The sequence below is a fragment of the Microbacterium sp. M4A5_1d genome, assembly GCF_053345465.1.
Genome location: NZ_JBKFAD010000002.1, coordinates 574,315 through 592,922, shown reverse-complemented (window position 1 = coordinate 592,922; position 18,608 = coordinate 574,315). Strand labels below are relative to the sequence as shown.

Annotated in this window: 21 protein-coding genes; 7 read left to right on the top strand and 14 right to left on the bottom strand. The window is 70.8% G+C overall.

What is annotated here, in order from left to right:
- Window positions 1–9: 9 nt before the first annotated feature.
- Window positions 10–423 (top strand): PLD nuclease N-terminal domain-containing protein, encoded by a 414-nt coding sequence (locus ACLBWJ_RS11130; RefSeq protein WP_404568923.1) that lies wholly within the window; start codon window positions 10–12, stop codon window positions 421–423.
- Here ACLBWJ_RS11130 and ACLBWJ_RS11125 read toward each other — a convergent pair.
- Together ACLBWJ_RS11125 and ACLBWJ_RS11120 are read right to left on the bottom strand one after the other, a co-directional pair.
- Complete coding sequence (locus ACLBWJ_RS11125; protein ID WP_269268128.1) at window positions 402–803, bottom strand: VanZ family protein; 402 nt, start codon at window positions 801–803, stop codon at window positions 402–404. The genes ACLBWJ_RS11130 and ACLBWJ_RS11125 overlap by 22 nt on opposite strands.
- Window positions 800–1,507: a universal stress protein gene (locus tag ACLBWJ_RS11120; protein ID WP_282501541.1), complete on the bottom strand. Its 708-nt coding sequence runs from the start codon at window positions 1,505–1,507 to the stop codon at window positions 800–802. The genes ACLBWJ_RS11125 and ACLBWJ_RS11120 overlap by 4 nt, the downstream gene beginning before the upstream one ends.
- Window positions 1,508–1,577: 70 nt before the next feature.
- On the opposite strand from ACLBWJ_RS11120, the gene ACLBWJ_RS11115 reads away from it, so the two are divergent.
- Together ACLBWJ_RS11115 and ACLBWJ_RS11110 are read left to right on the top strand one after the other, a co-directional pair.
- A complete protein-coding gene (locus ACLBWJ_RS11115; protein WP_282501542.1) occupies window positions 1,578–2,705 on the top strand; it encodes a glycoside hydrolase family 6 protein in 1,128 nt (375 codons plus the stop codon).
- 80 nt (window positions 2,706–2,785) lie between these two features.
- Window positions 2,786–3,847, top strand: coding sequence for a response regulator transcription factor (locus tag ACLBWJ_RS11110; protein ID WP_282501543.1), 1,062 nt, complete (start codon window positions 2,786–2,788; stop codon window positions 3,845–3,847).
- Between the two features lie 21 nt (window positions 3,848–3,868).
- On the opposite strand, the gene ACLBWJ_RS11105 is transcribed toward ACLBWJ_RS11110, so the two are convergent.
- The 3 genes from ACLBWJ_RS11105 to ACLBWJ_RS11095 all read right to left on the bottom strand — a co-directional run bounded on the left by ACLBWJ_RS11105 (window position 3,869) and on the right by ACLBWJ_RS11095 (window position 7,018).
- A complete protein-coding gene (locus ACLBWJ_RS11105; RefSeq protein WP_447660294.1) occupies window positions 3,869–5,365 on the bottom strand; it encodes a glycosyltransferase family 2 protein in 1,497 nt (498 codons plus the stop codon).
- Between the two features lie 130 nt (window positions 5,366–5,495).
- Window positions 5,496–6,257: a fructose 1,6-bisphosphatase gene (locus tag ACLBWJ_RS11100; protein WP_447660293.1), complete on the bottom strand. Its 762-nt coding sequence runs from the start codon at window positions 6,255–6,257 to the stop codon at window positions 5,496–5,498.
- A 128-nt stretch (window positions 6,258–6,385) separates the two neighbouring features.
- Complete coding sequence (locus ACLBWJ_RS11095; RefSeq protein WP_274179213.1) at window positions 6,386–7,018, bottom strand: hypothetical protein; 633 nt, start codon at window positions 7,016–7,018, stop codon at window positions 6,386–6,388.
- A 59-nt stretch (window positions 7,019–7,077) separates the two neighbouring features.
- On the opposite strand from ACLBWJ_RS11095, the gene ACLBWJ_RS11090 reads away from it, so the two are divergent.
- The 3 genes from ACLBWJ_RS11090 to ACLBWJ_RS11080 all read left to right on the top strand — a co-directional run bounded on the left by ACLBWJ_RS11090 (window position 7,078) and on the right by ACLBWJ_RS11080 (window position 10,179).
- Window positions 7,078–8,871 carry a DUF4012 domain-containing protein gene (locus ACLBWJ_RS11090; protein ID WP_447660292.1) on the top strand — a complete coding sequence of 598 codons (1,794 nt, stop codon included), beginning with the start codon at window positions 7,078–7,080 and terminating at the stop codon, window positions 8,869–8,871.
- An 11-nt stretch (window positions 8,872–8,882) separates the two neighbouring features.
- Complete coding sequence (locus tag ACLBWJ_RS11085; RefSeq protein WP_269268138.1) at window positions 8,883–9,431, top strand: cell wall protein; 549 nt, start codon at window positions 8,883–8,885, stop codon at window positions 9,429–9,431.
- 184 nt (window positions 9,432–9,615) lie between these two features.
- The gene (locus tag ACLBWJ_RS11080; RefSeq protein ID WP_282501548.1) at window positions 9,616–10,179 is read left to right on the top strand and encodes a hypothetical protein; all 564 of its coding nucleotides are present in this window, start codon (window positions 9,616–9,618) and stop codon (window positions 10,177–10,179) included.
- Window positions 10,180–10,271: 92 nt separating this feature from the next.
- Here the strand turns inward: ACLBWJ_RS11080 and ACLBWJ_RS11075 are convergent, their stop codons facing one another.
- The 3 genes from ACLBWJ_RS11075 to ACLBWJ_RS11065 are packed head-to-tail and all read right to left on the bottom strand — an operon-like array spanning window position 10,272 to window position 12,695.
- Window positions 10,272–10,940, bottom strand: a complete 669-nt coding sequence (locus ACLBWJ_RS11075; RefSeq protein WP_112617802.1) for an endonuclease/exonuclease/phosphatase family protein — start codon at window positions 10,938–10,940, stop codon at window positions 10,272–10,274.
- A gap of 32 nt (window positions 10,941–10,972) precedes the next feature.
- The gene (gene truA, locus ACLBWJ_RS11070; RefSeq protein WP_282501549.1) at window positions 10,973–11,806 is read right to left on the bottom strand and encodes a tRNA pseudouridine(38-40) synthase TruA; all 834 of its coding nucleotides are present in this window, start codon (window positions 11,804–11,806) and stop codon (window positions 10,973–10,975) included.
- 4 nt (window positions 11,807–11,810) lie between these two features.
- Window positions 11,811–12,695 carry a PfkB family carbohydrate kinase gene (locus tag ACLBWJ_RS11065; protein WP_323986646.1) on the bottom strand — a complete coding sequence of 295 codons (885 nt, stop codon included), beginning with the start codon at window positions 12,693–12,695 and terminating at the stop codon, window positions 11,811–11,813.
- Window positions 12,696–12,830: 135 nt separating this feature from the next.
- Between ACLBWJ_RS11065 and ACLBWJ_RS11060 the strand changes: the two genes are divergently transcribed.
- Window positions 12,831–14,705: an acyltransferase family protein gene (locus ACLBWJ_RS11060; RefSeq protein WP_323986648.1), complete on the top strand. Its 1,875-nt coding sequence runs from the start codon at window positions 12,831–12,833 to the stop codon at window positions 14,703–14,705.
- Here the strand turns inward: ACLBWJ_RS11060 and ACLBWJ_RS11055 are convergent.
- The 6 genes from ACLBWJ_RS11055 to rpmJ form a co-directional block, all read right to left on the bottom strand.
- Complete coding sequence (locus tag ACLBWJ_RS11055) at window positions 14,699–15,700, bottom strand: GNAT family N-acetyltransferase (RefSeq protein WP_323986649.1); 1,002 nt, start codon at window positions 15,698–15,700, stop codon at window positions 14,699–14,701. The genes ACLBWJ_RS11060 and ACLBWJ_RS11055 overlap by 7 nt on opposite strands.
- A 71-nt stretch (window positions 15,701–15,771) precedes the next feature.
- Window positions 15,772–16,347 (bottom strand): 50S ribosomal protein L17, encoded by a 576-nt coding sequence (gene rplQ / locus ACLBWJ_RS11050; protein ID WP_282501553.1) that lies wholly within the window; start codon window positions 16,345–16,347, stop codon window positions 15,772–15,774.
- A gap of 29 nt (window positions 16,348–16,376) precedes the next feature.
- Window positions 16,377–17,366: a DNA-directed RNA polymerase subunit alpha gene (locus ACLBWJ_RS11045; protein WP_023954080.1), complete on the bottom strand. Its 990-nt coding sequence runs from the start codon at window positions 17,364–17,366 to the stop codon at window positions 16,377–16,379.
- Between the two features lie 122 nt (window positions 17,367–17,488).
- Window positions 17,489–17,887 carry a 30S ribosomal protein S11 gene (gene rpsK, locus ACLBWJ_RS11040; protein ID WP_023954078.1) on the bottom strand — a complete coding sequence of 133 codons (399 nt, stop codon included), beginning with the start codon at window positions 17,885–17,887 and terminating at the stop codon, window positions 17,489–17,491.
- Window positions 17,888–17,921: 34 nt separating this feature from the next.
- Window positions 17,922–18,296: a 30S ribosomal protein S13 gene (rpsM, locus tag ACLBWJ_RS11035; RefSeq protein ID WP_023954076.1), complete on the bottom strand. Its 375-nt coding sequence runs from the start codon at window positions 18,294–18,296 to the stop codon at window positions 17,922–17,924.
- Between the two features lie 156 nt (window positions 18,297–18,452).
- On the bottom strand, window positions 18,453–18,569 hold the full coding sequence (gene rpmJ / locus ACLBWJ_RS11030) for a 50S ribosomal protein L36 (protein WP_005050492.1): 117 nt from the start codon (window positions 18,567–18,569) through the stop codon (window positions 18,453–18,455).
- Window positions 18,570–18,608 lie beyond the last annotated feature (39 nt).

Sequence of the window (18,608 nt, the reverse complement as noted above, 5' to 3'; positions counted from 1 at the left end):
CCTGGCGGGGTGTATCTGCTGCTTCCCCTGCTCGTCTTCGTCCTGATGGTCGCCGCCCTCGTCGACGCGATCACCCGCCGCGAAGACCAGGTCAAGCACCTGCCCAAGTTCGCCTGGGTGCTGTTCATCATCTTCTTGCCGTTCGTGGGCTCCGTGCTCTGGTTCACCCTCGGGCGCGAGTGGGACACGGCCCCGCGGGAGTCGATGAGCTTCGGCGACCCGCGCCGGTGGTCGCGGGACGAGCCGGCACCGCCCGCGCCCGCGAGCCGTCCGCAGCCCCGCGACTACCGCACGACCGCGCAGCAGCTCGCCGACCTCGAACGCGAGATCGAGATCGCCGAGCTCGAGGCCGAGGTCCGGCGGCGCCGTGCGCGCGGCGGCTCCTCGTCGTCGGAGGGGTCTCAGTCGCCCGAGGCCGGCTGACGCCGCCCGACGACCCGCCCGCGGGCGATCAGCCAGCCGGCGGTCGCGCCGAGGGTGTTGGCCACGACGTCCCACACGCTCGCGGTCCGCTGTGCGAGCAGAATGCCCTGCGCCGTCTCGATCACGGCGGAGATGATGAGCCCGGCGGGAATGACGTACGCCTGCCAGCGGGGCCAGCCCCGGGCCGCGCACCACCCGAACGGGACGAACAGGGCGATGTTGGCGGCGAACTCGATGCGGGCATAGGTCAGCCACGGCACGGCCGAGGTGATCGCCCGGAGGATCGGGCCGGCGTCGCGGTCGACGGGCGTCGGCCAGAACGCGATGAGCGCGAGGACGACGACGTAGCCGGCGAGCAGGACTCGCGCGGCGCGCGTCACCGCACGATGACGGTCGGAGAGCCGACGTGCGAGGCCACGCGCTCGCTGACCGACCCGAGCAGCAGACGTGACAGCCCGGTACGACCGTGCGAGCCGACGACCGTCAGCGTGGCGCCGCGGGAGGCGTCCTCGATGAGCGTCGAGGCGTCGCCGACGTCGATGCGCGTGCGCACCTCGAGCTGCGGGTGTTCCGCGCGCACCGGCTCGAGCATGCGGTCGAGCATCCCGGCGGTCGCTTCCGTCAGGTCGACCGGCATCGGCCCCGTCCAGAGGTCGAGGCCCGGCTCCGTGCCGACCGAGACCGGCTCCCATGCCGCGAGCGCCACGAGCGGCTGCCCCGTTCGCTGAGCCTCGCGAGCGGCGAAGTCGAGAGCGCGGGCCGAGACGTCCGACGCGTCGACGCCGACGAGCACGCCCTCCCTCGCCACGGCGGGAGCCCCGTCGTCGCTGCTGCGGTGGTCGGGCACGATCGCGATCGGGCAGTGCGCGTGCGCGATGAGCGTGCGATACGGATGACCGTGCTCTTCGGGGAGCACGAGGATCTCGGCATCCGCCGTGGCCGCGGCGACCCGATCGACATCGTCGCGCGTCGGGGCGATCAGCAGCTCACGCAGCGCGAGGCCGAGCGCCTCGGCCCGGCGCACCGCCCATTCGCGCGCCCCCGCGCCGGTCGCGTCGGTCACTCCCAGGATCACGTCGCCCATGGCCCCAGGGTATCGGCCACGGCGGACCGGCACGATGGGCCTCGCGGTCGCCAGCGGTTAGAGTCAGTCCGTGGCACAGCGACCCGGCTCCGATGCATCGCATCCCGATGCCGGTCGCGATGCCGGCCCCTATGTCGTGAGCGGCCACTACGAAGCGCCGCCGCGTCCCGAACGGCCCGCACCGCCTCGGCCCCCTCGCCGGCGACGTCGGCTGCCTCGCTGGGCATGGATCGCGATCATCGTCGCCGCCGTCGCCCTCATCGTCGCCGGGATCGCCCTGGCGGTCTCCCTCGTGATGGGCGGGGTGCAGGCGCTCACGGCGAGACCCCCGGGCGTGGGCACCGCTTTCGTCGCGCCCGCGGAGTCGAAGGCCGCGCGCGCCGTCGCCGAGGGCGGCTCGGCCGACGAGGTCGCCGCCGCCCGGTACCTCGCCGCCCAGCCGACGGCGTACTGGCTCACCCCCGAACAGGACCCCATCGGCGAGGTCGGCGAGCGCGTGCTCAACATCGCACAGGAGGCCCGCGAGACGGATACGGCGATGGCCGTCGTCGTCTACGGCCTCCCCGGACGCGACTGCGGCAATCACTCCGCGGGCGGCCTCGACGAGGCGGACTACGAGACGTGGACGACGCAGATCGGCACGGCCCTGCGGTCGGTTCCGGACGTGAAGAAGGTCGTCATCGTCGAGCCCGACAGCCTCGCGCTCGCGCCCCAGTGCGGCAACGTCGACGAACGCGTCGACCAGCTGCGCGGCGCCCTGGGGCGCCTCACGGGCACGGACACCTGGGTGTACGTCGACGGCGGGCACTCGAACTGGCTCGGGGCCGACGCGATGGCCGAGCTCGTCGAGCGGGTCGCGGTCTCGGGCGTCCGCGGCTTCGTGACGAACGTGTCGAACTTCAACGACACGTACGACGAGTTCGCCTACGCCCACGCCTTGTCTGATCGGCTCGGCGGCATGCACGCCCTCGTCGACACCTCGCGCAACGGCGCAGGCGCTCCCGGTGACGACGAGTGGTGCAATCCGCCGGGACGCGCCGTGGGCGACCCGAGCGGCACCTACGGCGACGACGTCGTCGACACGAACCTGTGGATCAAGCCGCCGGGAGAGAGCGACGGGCCGTGCAACGGCGGCCCGGACGCCGGCGTGTGGTGGCCCGCCGGGGCCGTCGAGCTCACCCGCGGCGTCGCGCCCTGACCCGCCGACCGCGCCCGGGAACTACCTCGTCCTTTGCGTGTGGCAAAATAACCCGAACCTGAGGGAGACGAGTGTCGAGCATGATGTCCGAGCAGCTGAAGACGGCGGTCATCGTCGAGGACGATCCCGACATCCGCCATCTCCTCGTCGAGGTGCTCGAGGCGGCCGGCTTCTCCACCGTCTCGGTGGGCAACGGCATCGACGGCATCCAGGCCGTGCTGTCGTACCGCCCGCTGCTGACGACCCTCGACGTCAACATGCCCGGCATCGACGGCTTCGAGGCCGCCCGCCGCATCCGCGCCCAGAGCGACACGTACATCATCATGCTCACCGGCCTGTCCGAAGAGGCGGATGTCGTCCTCGGTCTGGGCTCCGGCGCCGACGAGTACATCGTCAAGCCGTTCCGCCCGCGCGAGTTCCGTGCGCGCGTGGACGCGCTGCTGCGACGCCCGCGCGCCGCCGCGCCCCAGCAGACTCCGCAGCAGGATTCGGTCGGCCCCTCCTTCCCGGGTGCCCGCCCCGCGGCCTTCACCCCGGCGCCACCGCCGGCACCGGCACCGGCACCCGCCGAGGCTGCGCCGATGTCGTACGAGGAGTACCTCGCCCGTTTCCCCGGCGCGGCCCCGCAACAGCCGATGCCGCAGCAGCCCGCGCCGCCCCAGCAGGTGCCGCCCCAGCAGGTGCCACCGCAGCAGGTCATCGTCCACCACCCGAGCGACGCCCCGATGCCCGCCCCGGTCCCGACGGCCGGCGCCGACCTCGTCGTCCACCAGCCCGCCGGCGACCTCGTGCCGGCCGCGGGAGAGCACTGGCTCGCGCACCGCGACCTGCAGGTCGACACCGACACGCGGCTGGCCTACGTGTCCGGACGCGAGCTGGACCTCACGCGCACCGAGTTCGATCTGCTCTCGACCCTGATGGCCTCGAAGCGCCGCGTGCGGTCGAAGGCCGACCTGACGCTCGTCCTGCGCGGTGAGTCCTACGTCACGAGCTACTTCGTCGGCGAGGCGGACAAGCGGGCGATCGAGGCGCACATGACGAACCTGCGCCGGAAGCTCGGCGACAACCCGACGACCCCGCGCTACATCGAGACGGTTCGGGGCGTCGGGTACCGCATGACGTCGGAGAACGCAGCGGTCTGATCGCTCAGACCGGCATCCGGTTCAGACCTTGTAGCCGTTCTGACGACGGACGAGCTTCGAGAACATCAGCAGCGTCTGCAGCACGGTCACGACGCCGACGATCGGCCATCCGATCCACAGGATCGATGACTGCGCGACGGGTCCGATGAGGTTCCAGACCACGGCCATCGCCAGCAGCACGGCGGCGAGGATGACCATCGGCATCCAGTGACCGATGCTGCCGCCACCACTCTCGGCCTTGGCCTGCATCGCCCAGTTGTCGACCTTCTTCTTCGACAGGAACCGCGACCACGAGCGCATGAAGTGGCCGAGCCTGATCCACATGAACGCCTCCGCGGGGAAGACGAGGATCGCGAAGAGGATGTCGCGCTGGTTGTGGTCCTTGATGCTGCGGGCCATGCGGAGGTTCAGCAGCACGGCGACGAGCGGCGGGATCAGCCACAGCGGCGAGAAGACGAACGCGCTGATCGACAGCGAGCCGGCGAGCAGGATGAGGAACGCGACGCGCACGAACAGGTTCGTCAGCATCCCGAAGTTCTCGAACCAGCGCAGTCGCAGGTTCGGGTGGAAGGGCTGTCCCTTCGTGTCGCCGCGCTGGCCCGGCCACATCAGCTCGATGGCGCCGTAGGTCCACTTCACCTGCTGCGCGTCGTACCCCTTGAGGGTCGTCATGCCGCCGACGTTGGCGCGGGCATACGGGCTGATCTTCGTCAGGTAGCCCGCGCTCTTGATCTGCAGCGACAGCAGCGAGTCCTCGACCTCGGAGTCCTTCACCCAGGGCGTCGACTGGTGGTTCTGCTTCATCGCGTCGCGCAGCGCGTTCGTCGAGAAGATCGAGAACTGCCCGCCGAGGACGGCCATGTTGCGTCCGCGCAGCAGGTTCTGCATGTTGAAGGCCGCGAACTGCGTGCGCTGACCGGCGATGAGGAACTTGGCGATCGTTCCCTTGATGGGCTTGTCGTCGATCGAGTAGATGGCCGAGATGCCGCCGATGCGCGAATCGCCGACCGCCTCCGACTCCAGGTACTCGACCGCGCGCCGGTCGGCGATCGTGTCGCCGTCCACGCCGAGCAGGTAGTCGTACCCCTCCACGAGCGAGTAGCCGTAGTTGAGCGCCCCGACCTTCTTGTCGGGGTTCTTGCCGATGTCGTGGACGAAGACCTCGGTGAACTGCGTGCCGAGCTCGGTCGTGACCTCGTGCGGCCCGGCGTACCCGGCCGCGATCTTCACCGTGTTGTCGGAGGTGTTGTTCGCAATGACGTGGATGACGTCCGGCACGCGCGTCTGGGCGAGCAGGCCCTCGATCACGTCGGCGATCGACTCCTCCTCGTTGTACGCCGGGATGACGCAGCCGATGGTGGAACGGTGGACCGTCGTGTTCTCGAGGACCGACTCGAAGTCGTCGGGGAACGCCGTCTCGAACTGGTCGGCCAGCTGCACCGGCGCCTGCGGGGCGGGGTGCTGCTGCTGGCCGAACGCCGGGTTGGGCGTGTACGGCGTGTACGGCGTGTGAGTCATGCGGTCACATCCTGTGCGAGGTGATGGGCGGCTGTTGTCCGCCGGGATCCATTCTGGAACGCGCCGTGTTCAGAGAGGACGAAGTCAACCGCAATTTCTGCGCAAGGAATTCGGGGCGTGCCGGACCGGCTCAGGGGGTGGCGCTGGGTGCCGGCGCGGGAGCGGCATCCGCCGCCTGCTCGTCGCTGAAGATCGCGACCGGCAGGTACTGGTACACCGTCTGCTGGGTGAAGCTGGCGTCGTCGTTGGCGTTGCCCTCGACCCAGACGGTCATCGCGAACTCCAGCGTCATGCCGTAGGTGTCGGCCGGCAGCCCGTGGATGACCGTCTCGGGCACGTAGAGCCCGCCCTGGAAGCTGTTGAGCAGCAGCCCACGGTCGGAACGGATCGTGTCACTGGGAACGAGCGTGCGCGGGTCGGCGCTGAACTGGAACGGGCTCTGCACCTGGCCCGAGGTCTGCGCGGTCTGCGAGGTGATCGAGATCGACGAGATGAACACGCGTCGCTTCTGCGAGAGGACCGACTTCTCGTCGACGCGGTTGTCGTGGACGTTGACGGCGAAGCCGAACGTCTTCTCGGCGCCGGGAGTCCACTCCTGCGTCCGCTTGGGGTCCTGAGCCCACACGTCGAGTCGCAGCTCGAGGTCCTGCGCCACGTCGGAGGAGAGCGAGACCGACCCGTCGTAGGTGAACTGCGAGTTGAAGGCCATGGCGGGCGACTGCGATGGCGCGGGCGCTGGAACCGCCGACACCGGCTCGCCCTGGACCGAGTTGATCATCCCGGTCAGCTGCGAGCAGCCCGACAGGGCGACGAGCGAGAGAGCGATGGCGCCCGCCGACACGGCGGTGCGGAGGGCACGAGGGCGGGATGCGGGTGTGCGGCGCGGAGACATGGCAGACCGGGTTTCTCAAGGCGGGACCAGCGTCGGATGCCGCGGGCCTCGCCATACAAGCACCCCGGCCGACGCGATCCCGGCCGCTTTCCGATCTCTTCAGGTTGCCTTGCGGCGACCTTGAGGTTTCACCCGCCGTCGGCCTCGGATGCCGCCGCGATCGCGACGGTGATGCTGTCGGTCGCGGTCTGCTTCGCGAACTCGTCGGAGGTCGGCGTCGTCTGCACGAGGAAGTCGTAGGTGAACCGGATGGTCACGAACGTCGCCTCGGGCGGAACCTCTCCGACGTAGAAGGTCTGCGAGTAGCTGTAGGGCGAGAGCACGAGGTAGCCCGGGTTCGTGGCCGACTGGTCCGACGTCGGCGCGAGCGGGCTGAGGTCGCCCTGGGCGTTGCCGGGGACGGCGATCATCGTCGCCTTCTGCAGGTAGACCTTCTGTCCGTCGTCGGGACTGACGGTGGTCACGAGCGACAGGCTGACCGGTTTGAGGGCGGTCGCCGACCACCGATCCATCGACAGGTCCGACCAGTAGTTGAGCGACCCGGTCACGGCGCCGGCAGTCACCTGGCGCTCGGTCGACCCGCTCGAGAGGTCGTTCGGCACCGGTGGCGGTACGGCGGTGCGCGAGACGCTCGGAGAGGGCGCGGGACTGCTCGCGTCGCCGCCGTCACCGGACGGGAGGTTCCACGGCGCGGGCCCGCATCCCACGAGAGCCACAGCCATCACCGCTGTCGCGGCGGCCGTCCCCCAGCGTCGCTTCATCGAGTCCTCCGCTTCCTCTCGCAAAGTGTACGCACGCCCCCGCCCCTTAGAGTGATCGGGTGCGCACCGCTGACCAGCCCCGCCCTCTGCGCCGGACGCAGCTCGTCTTGGCAGCCTTCGCCGGGGCGCTCCTGATCGCCCTCGTCGCGATCGCCGCGTGGGTCGGGGTGCGCGGCGCCCTCGCCTACGGCGAGCTCCGCGAGGTCGAGGCATCCGCCCGCACCGCCGTGGATCTGATCGCCGACCCCGCGGCGGCCGCACCGCACATCAACGACGTCGCCGACCACGCCGAGCGGGCGCGCGAGCTCACGTCCGACCCGGTCTGGTCGCTCGTCGAGGGCACCCCCTGGGTCGGGCCTCAGCTCCACGCCGTCGGCACGATCGCCGCGGCGGCCGATGACATCGCGCGTGATGGCCTCCTCCCGCTCGCCGATGTCGCGTCGGCCTTCTCGCCCGATTCCTTCCGACCGGTCGACGGCCGCATCGACACCGCCGTGTTCCGCGAGATCGCCGAGCCCGCCCGCGCCGGCGCCGACACCGTGGCCGCCGCCGCGGCATCCGTGCGGGCTCTCGACGACACCCCCCTCATCGGCCCGGTGCGCGCCGCCGTCGACGATGTCACCGACCTCCTCGACACGGGCGCCACGGCCACGGACGCTCTCGCCCGCGCCGCCACGCTCCTGCCCGCGATGCTCGGCGCCTCCGGCGAACGCACCTATCTCTTGGCGTTCCAGAACAACGCCGAGTGGCGCTCGACGGGCGGCATCGTCGGCGCGATGGCGATCGTGCGCACCGTCGACGGCCGGATCGAGCTGGCGGGCCAGGCCTCGTCCTCGGATTTCTCGAACTTCGGCGAGCCGGTGCTCCCCCTCGATGCCGAGGTCGAGCGCATCTACGAGACCCGTCCGGGCCGCTACATCCAGAACGTCACGCAGATCCCCGACTTCTCCGTCGGCGGCCCGCTCGCGCGAGAGATGCTGCTGCGCCAGACCGGGCAGAGCGTCGACGGCGTGATCGCGACCGACCCCGTCGCCCTGTCGTACATCCTCGACGCCACGGGCCCCATCGAGCTTCCGACGGGCGATGTGATCTCCGCCGACAACGCCGTCTCACTGCTCCTGAACGACGTGTACGCGCGCTACGAGAGCCCGCGCGAGCAGGACGCGTTCTTCGCCTCGGCGTCGGCAGCCGTCTTCGAGCGGCTCGCGGCCGGCGGCGCCGACCCGGCCAAGCTGATCGCCGCGCTCGGTCGTGCCGGCGACGAGCGACGGCTGCTGCTGTGGAGCGCGATCCCGGAGGACCAGGCGGTCCTGGCCGACACGACGCTGGCGGGTCCGCTGCCGACCACCGATGCCGACACCGCCGGGTTCGGAGTGTTCCTCAACGACGGCACCGGCTCGAAGATGGACTACTACGTCACCGCCGACACCCGTCTCGCCTGGGACACGTGCGCGGTGGGTGGCGACGGGCGCACCTCGTCGCCCGTGACGCTCGAGGTCACGATCGCGAACAACGCCCCGGCGGATGCCGCGACCTCGCTCCCGTCGTACGTCACCGGCGGCGGCAGCTTCGGCGTTCCCGCCGGCGTCGCCCGCACCGTCGCCTACCTGTACCTGCCCGAGGGCTACGCCCTGTCGTCTGCGGCCCGATCCGACGGCGCGGGCTTCGGCGGCGGCTCGCACGCCGGGCGCCAGGTGATGGTGTTCTCCTCCGATCTCGCGCCCGGCGAGTCGGTCACGGCCACCGTGAGCGTGGTCGCGCAGGGCGGTCCGACGACGGCGACAGCCGCCGTCACCCCGACGGTCGACGCGGACCGGCCTACCGTTGTTGTCGCTCGTTGCGGCGACGCATAGACTCACCGATCATGCGCCGCACCGTCTCCCTCGTCGCCGTCGCGACTCTCGCCGCCGCGATCATCGCGCTGCCGGCCGCGGCGTCCGCCGCCACCGGCGCGACCATCTACCCGCCGACGAACTCCTGCACGACCACGCCGAGCGCGTTCGTCGCCGGCGGCACGGTCGAGTTCGCCTGCGCCGAGGGCACGTTCGGTCCGGAAGAGGCCGTGACCATCACGGTCCGCGGCGAGAACGGCGCCGGCGTCACGTTCGCACGCGTCGCCTTCGCCGTTTCCACCGGCAGCACGGTGCGCGAATCGTCCGCGGAGGGCGCGCTCGCCCCCGTGGCCCTGACCTTCCCCTCCGACGCGGTCGGCGTCTACAACATCGAGGCGATCTCGGCATCGTCGGCCGGCGGCACCGCGAGCGCCTCGGTCGTCGACGCGGCCGGTCTTCCCGCCACCGGCGGCGACGCTCGCACGTCGCTCGGACTGTGGGTCGGCGGCGGCGCGCTCGTGGCCGCGGGCGCGACGATCGCGCTCGCCTCCGCTGTGCGCCGCGCACGCGACGCGCGCTGAATCCCCCGTCCGCGGCGCGCCGCCGGGCATCCGGATCGCGAAATGTTAACGCGATGGAAATGTTCCAGCTTGCATCAGGGACCTCCGACCCTGAATACTTGCTATGACCACTCCTGACGTAATCCTTAGTATTACTTCTCCGTTGGGTGTGAGCCTCCGGATGACCCCAAGGAAAGCAGGACTCATGAAGAACCGTCTCATCAAGGCGGCGGCGGCCTCGGCCATCGCAGCAGCGGCTGTCTTTGCAGCCCCCGCGATCGCCAACGCTTACACCCCGGCACCCGTGGGCGGCTCGTCCGTCACCGTCACCGCCGGCGGCACCGCGACGATCGCCTTCAACAACTTCGACCCGAACGAGACCGTCACCGGCACCCTGACGGGCGAGAACGCTGCTGCGGGCAGCGTCGCGTTCGTCAAGTTCGCGGTCACCTCGACCAGCACCACCAAGGCTGCCAACGCGGCCGGTGAGGTCGCCTTCCAGGTGACGCTCCCCGCGAACGCGAGCGGCGAGTACACGCTCACCGCCGACGGCGCCGTCTCCGGCGCGAGCAGCGTCACCATCGCCGTTCCGGCCGCCGCCGGCGGCACGGGCGGCACCGGTGGATCGGGCACGCTGCCCGCCACCGGTGGCGACAACGCCGCTCTCCTCGGCCTGTGGATCGGCGGTGGCGCTCTCGCCCTCGCCGGCGGCAGCATCGCCGTGGCCAGCACGGTCCGCCGTCACCGCAACGGCGAGGCCGCTGCCTGATCAGGCGCAACGCATGATCGGATGCCCCGGAGCTTCGGCTCCGGGGCATCCGTCGTTCTCGGCGCGCTTCGGGCGTCTCAGACCGGTTCAGCTCAGACCGGTTCAGCGCTAACCAGGATCGGCAGGTGGTCGCTCGCCCCCTGCGGCAGCGTCTGCACCCGTGAGATGTCGAACCCGACGCTCGTCGCGAAGTCGTAGTGCCCGCGGAAGAACTTGTACCGCGTGTACGTGCGGGCATCGCTGAGCGTCAGCTCGTACCCCTGCTTGCGCACCACCTGCCCGAGGTTCTCCTTGAAGACGGGGTAGTTGTAGTCGCCGACCATGAGGATCGGCAGGCCCGCGCCGAGTTCGGACAGCGCACCGAGCGCCGCCTGGATCTGGTTGCGTCGCAGCGAGTTGAGCGCCGTCAGCGGCGCCGCGTGGAAGCTCGCGACGATCAGGTCGCGCCCGTCGTCGATATCGCGGAGCCGAACACCGAGCATGCGCTCCTCCGCGGGCTTCAACACGCGGTCGTGCAGCGACTTCTTCAGCGCGAGCGAACGCACCTCGACTGCCCGGTAGGTGTTCTCGCGGTAGTAGACGGCGAGCCCGAGACGGTTGCGGGCCGTCGCATCGGCCAGCCGCAGGCCGCCGATCCGATCCGGGATGCCGCTGGTGTCGGCCTCCTGCAGGCACAGGACGTCGGCACCGTGCTGCTCGACGAGCTCCGAGAGCTCGGATGCGGCGCGGTGCTTGCGCAGGTTGTACGAGATGACCTTCATGGTGCCGCCAGGCTACGCCCGCTTCCTTTCGGTCAGGTGTCTGTTGCGCGGCGGGCGCGGGTCTGCTCCGCCCGCGCCGCGAGGAGGTCGTCGGCGGGGTACCCGACCTCGGTGAGGGTGAGCCCGCGAGCGGCGAGCACCGCGAAGGCACTGGTGCGGTGACGCTCGTCGCGCAGCGCCGCCACATCCTCGATGTCCAGCCGCCCCTCGCCGACCGCGACGCAGGCTCCGACGAGCGCGCGGACCATGCTGTGGCAGAACGCGTCGGCCTTGACGTTCGCGACCAGCACGCCGCTCTCGTCGCGCCGCCAGTCGAACTCGAGCAGCGTGCGGATCGTCGTCGCCTCGGGGCGCGGCTTGCAGTAGGACGCGAAGTCGTGCAGCCCGGTGAGGCTGCGGGCTGCGGCATCCATCGACGCGTTGTCGAGAGCGACGGGCACGAACGTCGTGCGGAAGCGCTCGAGCGGGTCGTATCCGGTCGTCCGGTCGGCGACCCGATAGGCGTACCGTCGCCAGACCGCCGAGAACCGCGCATCAAAACCGGCGGGTGCTTCCGACGTCGCCCGCACGTGCACGTCTGCGTAGCGTCCGAGCACGCCGTTCAGCCGCCCGGCGAGGGCGGCCGGTTCGGGGTCGCGTCCGCGTTGCAGTCTCGCGGCCTGCGCCTCGCTCAGGTCGAGGTGCGCCACCTGGCCCGACGCGTGGACACCGGCATCGGTGCGCCCGGCCACGACGAGCTGAGCATCGCCGCCGAGGACCCGGCTGACGGCGGCCTCGATCGACCCCTGCACGGTGCGCAGACCGGGCTGGCGCGCCCACCCCGAGAAACCCGATCCGTCGTAGGCGATGTCCAGTCTCAGGCGCACCCGATCAGTCTTCCAGCTCCGCGCGCGAGGGCGGGTTCGCCCCCGGCCGCGACACCGTGATCGCCGCGGCGCGCGCAGCGGTCCGCATCGCCTGCGCGAGCGCTTCGCCGTGGGCCGGCGCGCCGCTTTCGACGAGGGTGACGATGAGGCTCGCCATGAACGAGTCGCCCGCGCCGATCGTGTCGGCCACGGTCACGGCGACCCCGGCGACCTCGACGATCGCACCGTCGGGCGCCCGCCCGATCGCTCCCTCTCCCCCGCGGGTCATGACGACCGCCGAGGCGCCGAGGTCGGCGATGGTCTCGAGCACCGTCCGCGAGTCGGCGCCGGGCCAGAGCCACGCGGCATCCTCGTCGCTGAGCTTCACGAGGTCGGCCGCGGCGGCCGCACGCGCGAAGCGCGCGTGCGCGCTCTCGCGCGAGCCGACGAGCGCCGGACGGATGTTCGGGTCGACCGTGACGACGGCGTGACCACGGGCCGACTCGAGGGCCGCGAGACAGGTCTCTCCGCCCGGGTCGAGGAACAGGGCGATCGATCCGGTGTGCACGAGGACGGCATCGCCACGGGGAGCGGGCTCGACGACGCCGGCGACCTCGAACGTGTACTCCGCCGAGCCATCGGGGCGGATGCGGGCGCGCGCCGTGTCGGTGGCGGCGTCGGTCCACGACGCCTCGGCGATAACGGCGCCGGCCTCGCTCACGTGGCGGGCGACCCGCTCACCGCGCTCGTCGCGTCCGAGCCGCGTCGCCAACCGGGCGGGGACGCCGAGCCGGGCGACGCCCACCGCCACGTTCGCCGGGCTGCCGCCGACGTGCTCGGTCACACCATCGTCGGTCTCGACGATGTCGACCAACGCCTCACCCAGCACCAGCACCTCGGGAGCGCCCATGTTCCACCTGTTCTCACGACACGGTCCGCGCGGGATCCGCGCTTCTCCTCCGGTCTACCACATCACCCCCAGGCACCCGCTCTACACTGGGAGGCTGCCGCCGCCCGTCCCCCCGACGACCCCGGACACAGCCGTATGACTCCTCCGCCTCTTCCGCGCGCCCGCATCGCGGGACTCGACGGCCTGCGCGCCGTCGCCGTGGTGCTCGTCGTCGTGTACCACCTCTTCCCCGACGCCTTCCTGCGGAGCGGCTACGTCGGCGTCGACGTGTTCTTCGTCATCTCCGGCTTCCTCATCACGACGCTCCTCCTGCGCGAACGTGCACGCGAGGGGCGGATCCGGCTGCGACGCTTCTGGGCGAGGCGCGCGCGGCGCCTGCTGCCCGCCCTCGCGGCCGTCGTCACCGTGAGCGCCTCGCTGGCCTGGCTGGTCGGCGGCGACGTCCTCGTCGACATGGGCCTCCATGTGCTGGGGGCGGCCACGTTCTCGTACAACTGGGTGTCGATGGCCGACGGCGGCACCTACTTCTCCGCGGCCGACCCCGAGATCTTCCGCAACCTGTGGTCGCTCGCGGTCGAGGAGCAGTTCTACCTGCTCTGGCCGCTCCTGCTGCCGCTCTTCCTCCTGCTTCCCGGCCGCCGCTCGCGCGCCGCGGCAGCGCTCGGGCTCGCGGCACTGTCGGCCGCGTGGGCGTTCACGAGCGTCACCGCGGGCGCCGACCTCACTCGCGTCTATTTCGGCACCGACACGCACGCCTTCGGGCTCCTGATCGGCGTCGCCGTCGCGTTCGCCCTCCACGGCCTCGTCGTCAGGAGGTCGTCGGTCGCCGGCGTCGGACCCGTGTGGGGCGTGATCGTCGGAGCGCTCGCGACCGCGGGCATCGTGGCCGCCGCAGCCGTGGGCGGCGGCGAGGCAATCACGTTCCCGGCCTCGAGCCTCGCCGCGTCGCTCCTCACCGCCGTCGTGCTGCTGATCGCGGCGTGGCCGGGCTCGTGGTTCGGTCGCGCGCTCGACATCGCCCCGCTGCGGTGGCTCGGCGAACGGTCGTACGCGGTGTACCTGTGGCACTGGCCTCTCCTCGTGCTGCTGTCGTTCCAGCTCACCGGCGCAGGCCCCGAGACGGGCGTCCCGGTCCTGGCGGGCGCGGGCGTGGCGCTGGCTTCGGTCGTTCTGGCGGCCGGGTCGTACCGCTGGCTCGAGCAGCCCGTCCGCCGCCACGGATTCCGAGGTGCGCTCGCCCTGGCCCGCCACGGGCTGCGCGCGCGCCCGTCGCGGCGCGCCGCGACGCTGGCGGTCGCCCTCGTCGCCGCGCTCGCCCTCGGCGGCACGACGGCGGCGGTGGCGGCCGCCCCGCGCACCACGACGAGCCAGAGCGCGGTGGACGCCGGTCGCGATGCCCTGGAGCAGGCGCGGCGGCTGCCGACACCGGCCCCCGCGCCGGGGGCGCAGACGGTCGACGGCACCCGCGTGAGTGCCGTCGGCGACTCGGTCATGCTCGCCTCCGCCCCGGGGCTCCTCCAGGCGATGCCGGGTATCGAGGTCGACGCCGAGGTGTCGCGATCGCTGTGGGCCGGGGCGCGGATCATCGACGATCTGGCCGCCTCTGGCGAACTGCGCGAGTATGTCGTGGTCGGCCTCGGCACGAACGGCCCGGTCTCGACCGAGGCGCTGCAGAGCATCGTCGACGCCGCCGGCCCCGATCGCTACGTCATCCTGGTGAATGCGTACGGACCGCGGGACTGGATCCCCGGCGTCAACAGCGACCTCACGGCGTTCGCGGCGTCGCACCCTCGCGTCGCCGTCGCCGACTGGTCGCAGGCGATCGCCGGGCACGACGATCTGCTCGCCGGCGATCAGATCCACCCCGAGTCAGCCGGCGGCGACATCTACGCGCGCACGGTGAAGCGCGCGGTCGACGGTGCCGCGACCCAGCTCGCGGCGGCACAGTGGGCCGCCGAGCAGACCCGCACGACCCTGCTCGAACTGTTCGGCCGCGCCGAGGATCAGTAGCGGCGGACGAGCACCCGGTCGCGCTCGTACGGCGTGAACCCGAGACCGCCGTAGAGCGCGTTGGCGCCCGTCGGGCTCTCGGTGTCGACGTCGAGTACCGCCGTGCCGAGGCCCGCTTCCCGCATTGCAGCGAGCGACCGCGAGATCACCGCCGGCGCCAGCCCGCGCCTGCGGTGCGACCGGACCACGCCGACGAGATCGATGTACGCGTTGGGGCCGAGGACGGCGAAGTCGCCCTCGTTCACGGAAGCCAGGCAGAACGCGACGATCTCGCCGCCGTCGAGGGCCAGGGTGCACAGATCGGGCCGCAGGAACGGACCGCCGATGAACTGCTGCCAACGCTCCGGCGGGCTCGGCAGGCTGCCCCAGTGGTCGCGGAACGCGTCGTTGCGCGCCAGCCGCGCGTCCTCGGCACGATCGGACGAGAACGGCACCAGCTCGATGCCGTCCGGCGTCGTCACCGCGGCGATCGGTTCGGACAGGTCGCGGTGCATCGTCGAGAACCAGCGCTCGGTGCGGTAGCCGAGCGATTCGGCGATGCGCTCGAGAGCCGTGTCCTTCTCCGACGCGTACACCTGGATCTCGGCGGGCAGGCTCGCCGCCGCGGCATCCGCTGCCGCCGCCTCGCGCAGCTGCTCCTCGGCGCGTTCGTGCTGCCATGCGAAGAGCGCGGTGCCGATCCCGCGGCCGCGCCGGTCGGGCCGCACCGCGCCGGTGAGGTAGATGTGCAGGTGCTCCTCGCGCGAGGGATGCAGGGTGACGGTACCGACCGCGAGCGCCTCGCCGGTCTCATCGAACGCGATCAACGTGTCGCGTTCATGGTCGACGTGCGACAGCTCGAACGTCTCGGCGACGTCCTCGCGCGGAGTCGTCCATGTCGGGTGGTCCACCCGGTCGGCGGCCACCAGCACGCCGTGGATGACGTCGATGTCGTCGCGGGTCGCCGTGCGCCAGTGCGCGACGGCGGGGCAGGTCGGTGCGTTCGGCGTGCTCACCCTTCCACCCTTGCACATCGGGCCCGCACCCTCCGAAGAGAGTGCGGGCCCGATGTCAGCGCGAAGCGCTGTTACTTCTTGTCGTCCTCGGCGGGAGCCTCAGCGGCGTCCTCGGCGGCAGCCTCAGCGGCTGCGCCCTCCTCCGGCGACTCGGCGCCGGCGTCGGTCGCGGCGTCGTCGGCGGGAGCCTCGGTGGTCTCCTCGACGGGAGCCTCCTCGACCGGAGCCTCCTCGGCGGCGGCCGGAGCGGCAGCAGCCGACTTCTTGGCCGACTTCGGCTTCGGGTTCACCGGCTCGAGCACGAGCTCGATGACAGCCATGGGAGCGTTGTCGCCCTTGCGGTTGCCGATCTTGGTGATACGCGTGTAGCCACCCTCGCGCTCGGCGACGAGCGGAGCGATCTCGGCGAAGAGCTCGTGAACGACGCTCTTGTCGCCGATGACCGACGCGACGCGACGGCGGGCGTGCAGGTCGCCGCGCTTCGCGAAAGTCACCAGACGCTCGGCGTACGGACGCAGGCGCTTGGCCTTGGTCTCGGTCGTGGTGATCGACTTGTGGGTGAACAGGGCCGCGGCGAGGTTCGCGAGAAGCAGGCGCTCGTGTGCGGGGCCGCCTCCGAGGCGGGGACCCTTGGTGGGCTTAGGCATTTTTGATTACTCCAGGAAGAAAGGGGGGCTCAGAGGTTCTCGTCGTCGTATCCGCCGTAGAAGTGCGCACCGTCGAACCCGGGAACCGAGTCCTTCAGCGACAGGCCGAGCGAGACGAGCTTGTCGCGCACCTCATCGACCGACTTCTGACCGAAGTTGCGGATGTTCATGAGCTGGGTCTCCGAGAGGGCGACCAGCTCGGACACCGTGTTGATGCCCTCGCGCTTGAGGCAGTTGTACGAGCGGACCGACAGGTCGAGGTCCTCGATCGGCATCGACAGCTCGTTGGTGAGAACCTCGGCGACCGGCGCGGGGCCGATCTCGATGCCCTCGGCCTCGACGTTCAGCTCGCGGGCGAGACCGAACAGCTCGACGAGCGTACGACCGGCCGAAGCGACGGCGTCGCGCGGCGAGATGGACGCCTTCGACTCGACGTCGAGGACGAGCTTGTCGAAGTCGGTGCGCTCACCGGCACGGGTGGCCTCGACGCGGTAGCTGACCTTGAGCACGGGCGAGTAGATCGAGTCGATCGGGATCTGACCGGCCTCGGCGTACTCGTTGCGGTTCTGGGTCGCGGAGACGTAGCCGCGACCGCGCTCGATGACGAGCTCGAGCTCGAACTTCGCGCTGTCGTTGAGCGTCGCGATGACCAGGTCGGGGTTGTGCACCTCGACACCGGCGGGAGCCGAGATGTCGGCGGCCGTGACCTCACCGGCACCGGTCTTGCGCAGGTACGCCGTGATGGGCTCGTCGCGCTCGGACGAGACGACCAGCTGCTTGATGTTGAGGATGATCTCGGTGACATCCTCCTTCACACCCGGAATTGTGCTGAACTCGTGCAGCACACCGTCGAAGCGGATGCTGGTGACGGCGGCACCCGGGATGGACGACAGCAGGCTGCGGCGCAGCGCGTTGCCGATGGTGTAGCCGAAGCCGGGCTCGAGCGGCTCGACGACGAACCGGCTGCGGAACTCGCCGATCTTCTCCTCGGTCAGAGTGGGACGCTGTGCGATGAGCACTATGTGTTCCTTTCGATCACGTGACCGCTATATGACACGTGCAATTCAGTGAGGTGTTGAGTTTTCAAGGAAACGACGGAAGTCCGGATGCCGCGCGATGCGGCATCCGGATCCGTGTCAGCTCAGACGCGGCGGCGCTTGGGGGGACGGCAGCCGTTGTGGGCCTGCGGCGTGACGTCCTGGATGGACCCCACCTCGAGGCCGGCGGCCGTCAGCGAGCGGATCGCGGTCTCGCGGCCCGAACCGGGGCCCTTGACGAAGACGTCGACCTTCTTGACGCCGTGCTCCTGCGCCTGGCGCGCAGCGGACTCGGCGGCCATGCCGGCGGCGTAGGGGGTCGACTTGCGCGAGCCCTTGAAGCCGACGCCACCCGAGGAGGCCCAGCTGATGACGGCGCCCGACGGGTCGGTGATCGAGACGATCGTGTTGTTGAACGTCGACTTGATGTGGGCGTGGCCCAGCGCGATGTTCTTCTTCTCCTTGCGGCGCGGCTTGCGCGCTGCGGACTTGGCCTGTGCCATGTGCGTGTTCTCCTAAACCTGTGGGGGCCGCGCCTTAGCGCGCCTTCTTCTTGCCGGCGACGGTGCGCTTGGGACCCTTGCGCGTACGCGCGTTGGTCTTGGTGCGCTGACCGCGCACGGGCAGGCCACGGCGGTGGCGCAGACCCTCGTAGGAACCGATCTCGACCTTGCGGCGGATGTCGGCGGCGACCTCGCGGCGCAGGTCACCCTCCACCTTGTAGTTGCCCTCGATGTAGTCGCGGAGCGCGACGAGCTGGTCGTCGGTGAGGTCCTTGACGCGGATGTTCTCGTCGATCTCCGTCGCTGCGAGGATCTCGTTCGAGCGGGTACGGCCCACGCCGTAGATGTACGTGAGGGCGATCACCACGCGCTTGTCGCGCGGGATGTCAACGCCGGCAAGACGTGCCATGCGGTTCTCCTAGGAGTAATCGAAGGTGTGGAGCAGGATCGGTGCTCGGGCCTTCGTCCCGAGGTGTCCCCCGCCGGCTGCGCCGCGCGGGTTCTGATCTGCCTGAGGTGTATTGAGTTGTCGTCGTACCGGGTGCCGCGCGGACGCGGCATCCGATCAGCCCTGGCGCTGCTTGTGACGCGGGTTCGACTTGCAGATGACCATGACGCGACCGTGGCGACGGATGACCTTGCAGTGGTCGCAGATGGGCTTGACGGAGGGGTTGACCTTCATGATGTTCCTGATTCGCTGTCTTCGCCGACGGAGCAGGGG

Coding starts and splice junctions, on each gene's coding strand:
- ACLBWJ_RS11120 (WP_282501541.1), bottom strand. CDS start 1,507: ATGGGCGACGTGATCCTGGGAGTGACCGACGCGACCGGCGCGGGGGCG.
- ACLBWJ_RS11110 (WP_282501543.1), top strand. CDS start 2,786: ATGATGTCCGAGCAGCTGAAGACGGCGGTCATCGTCGAGGACGATCCC.
- ACLBWJ_RS11105 (WP_447660294.1), bottom strand. CDS start 5,365: ATGACTCACACGCCGTACACGCCGTACACGCCCAACCCGGCGTTCGGC.
- ACLBWJ_RS11100 (WP_447660293.1), bottom strand. CDS start 6,257: ATGTCTCCGCGCCGCACACCCGCATCCCGCCCTCGTGCCCTCCGCACC.
- ACLBWJ_RS11095 (WP_274179213.1), bottom strand. CDS start 7,018: ATGAAGCGACGCTGGGGGACGGCCGCCGCGACAGCGGTGATGGCTGTG.
- ACLBWJ_RS11085 (WP_269268138.1), top strand. CDS start 8,883: ATGCGCCGCACCGTCTCCCTCGTCGCCGTCGCGACTCTCGCCGCCGCG.
- ACLBWJ_RS11080 (WP_282501548.1), top strand. CDS start 9,616: ATGAAGAACCGTCTCATCAAGGCGGCGGCGGCCTCGGCCATCGCAGCA.
- ACLBWJ_RS11075 (WP_112617802.1), bottom strand. CDS start 10,940: ATGAAGGTCATCTCGTACAACCTGCGCAAGCACCGCGCCGCATCCGAG.
- ACLBWJ_RS11065 (WP_323986646.1), bottom strand. CDS start 12,695: ATGGGCGCTCCCGAGGTGCTGGTGCTGGGTGAGGCGTTGGTCGACATC.
- ACLBWJ_RS11060 (WP_323986648.1), top strand. CDS start 12,831: ATGACTCCTCCGCCTCTTCCGCGCGCCCGCATCGCGGGACTCGACGGC.
- rplQ (WP_282501553.1), bottom strand. CDS start 16,347: ATGCCTAAGCCCACCAAGGGTCCCCGCCTCGGAGGCGGCCCCGCACAC.
- rpsK (WP_023954078.1), bottom strand. CDS start 17,887: ATGGCACAGGCCAAGTCCGCAGCGCGCAAGCCGCGCCGCAAGGAGAAG.
- rpsM (WP_023954076.1), bottom strand. CDS start 18,296: ATGGCACGTCTTGCCGGCGTTGACATCCCGCGCGACAAGCGCGTGGTG.
- rpmJ (WP_005050492.1), bottom strand. CDS start 18,569: ATGAAGGTCAACCCCTCCGTCAAGCCCATCTGCGACCACTGCAAGGTC.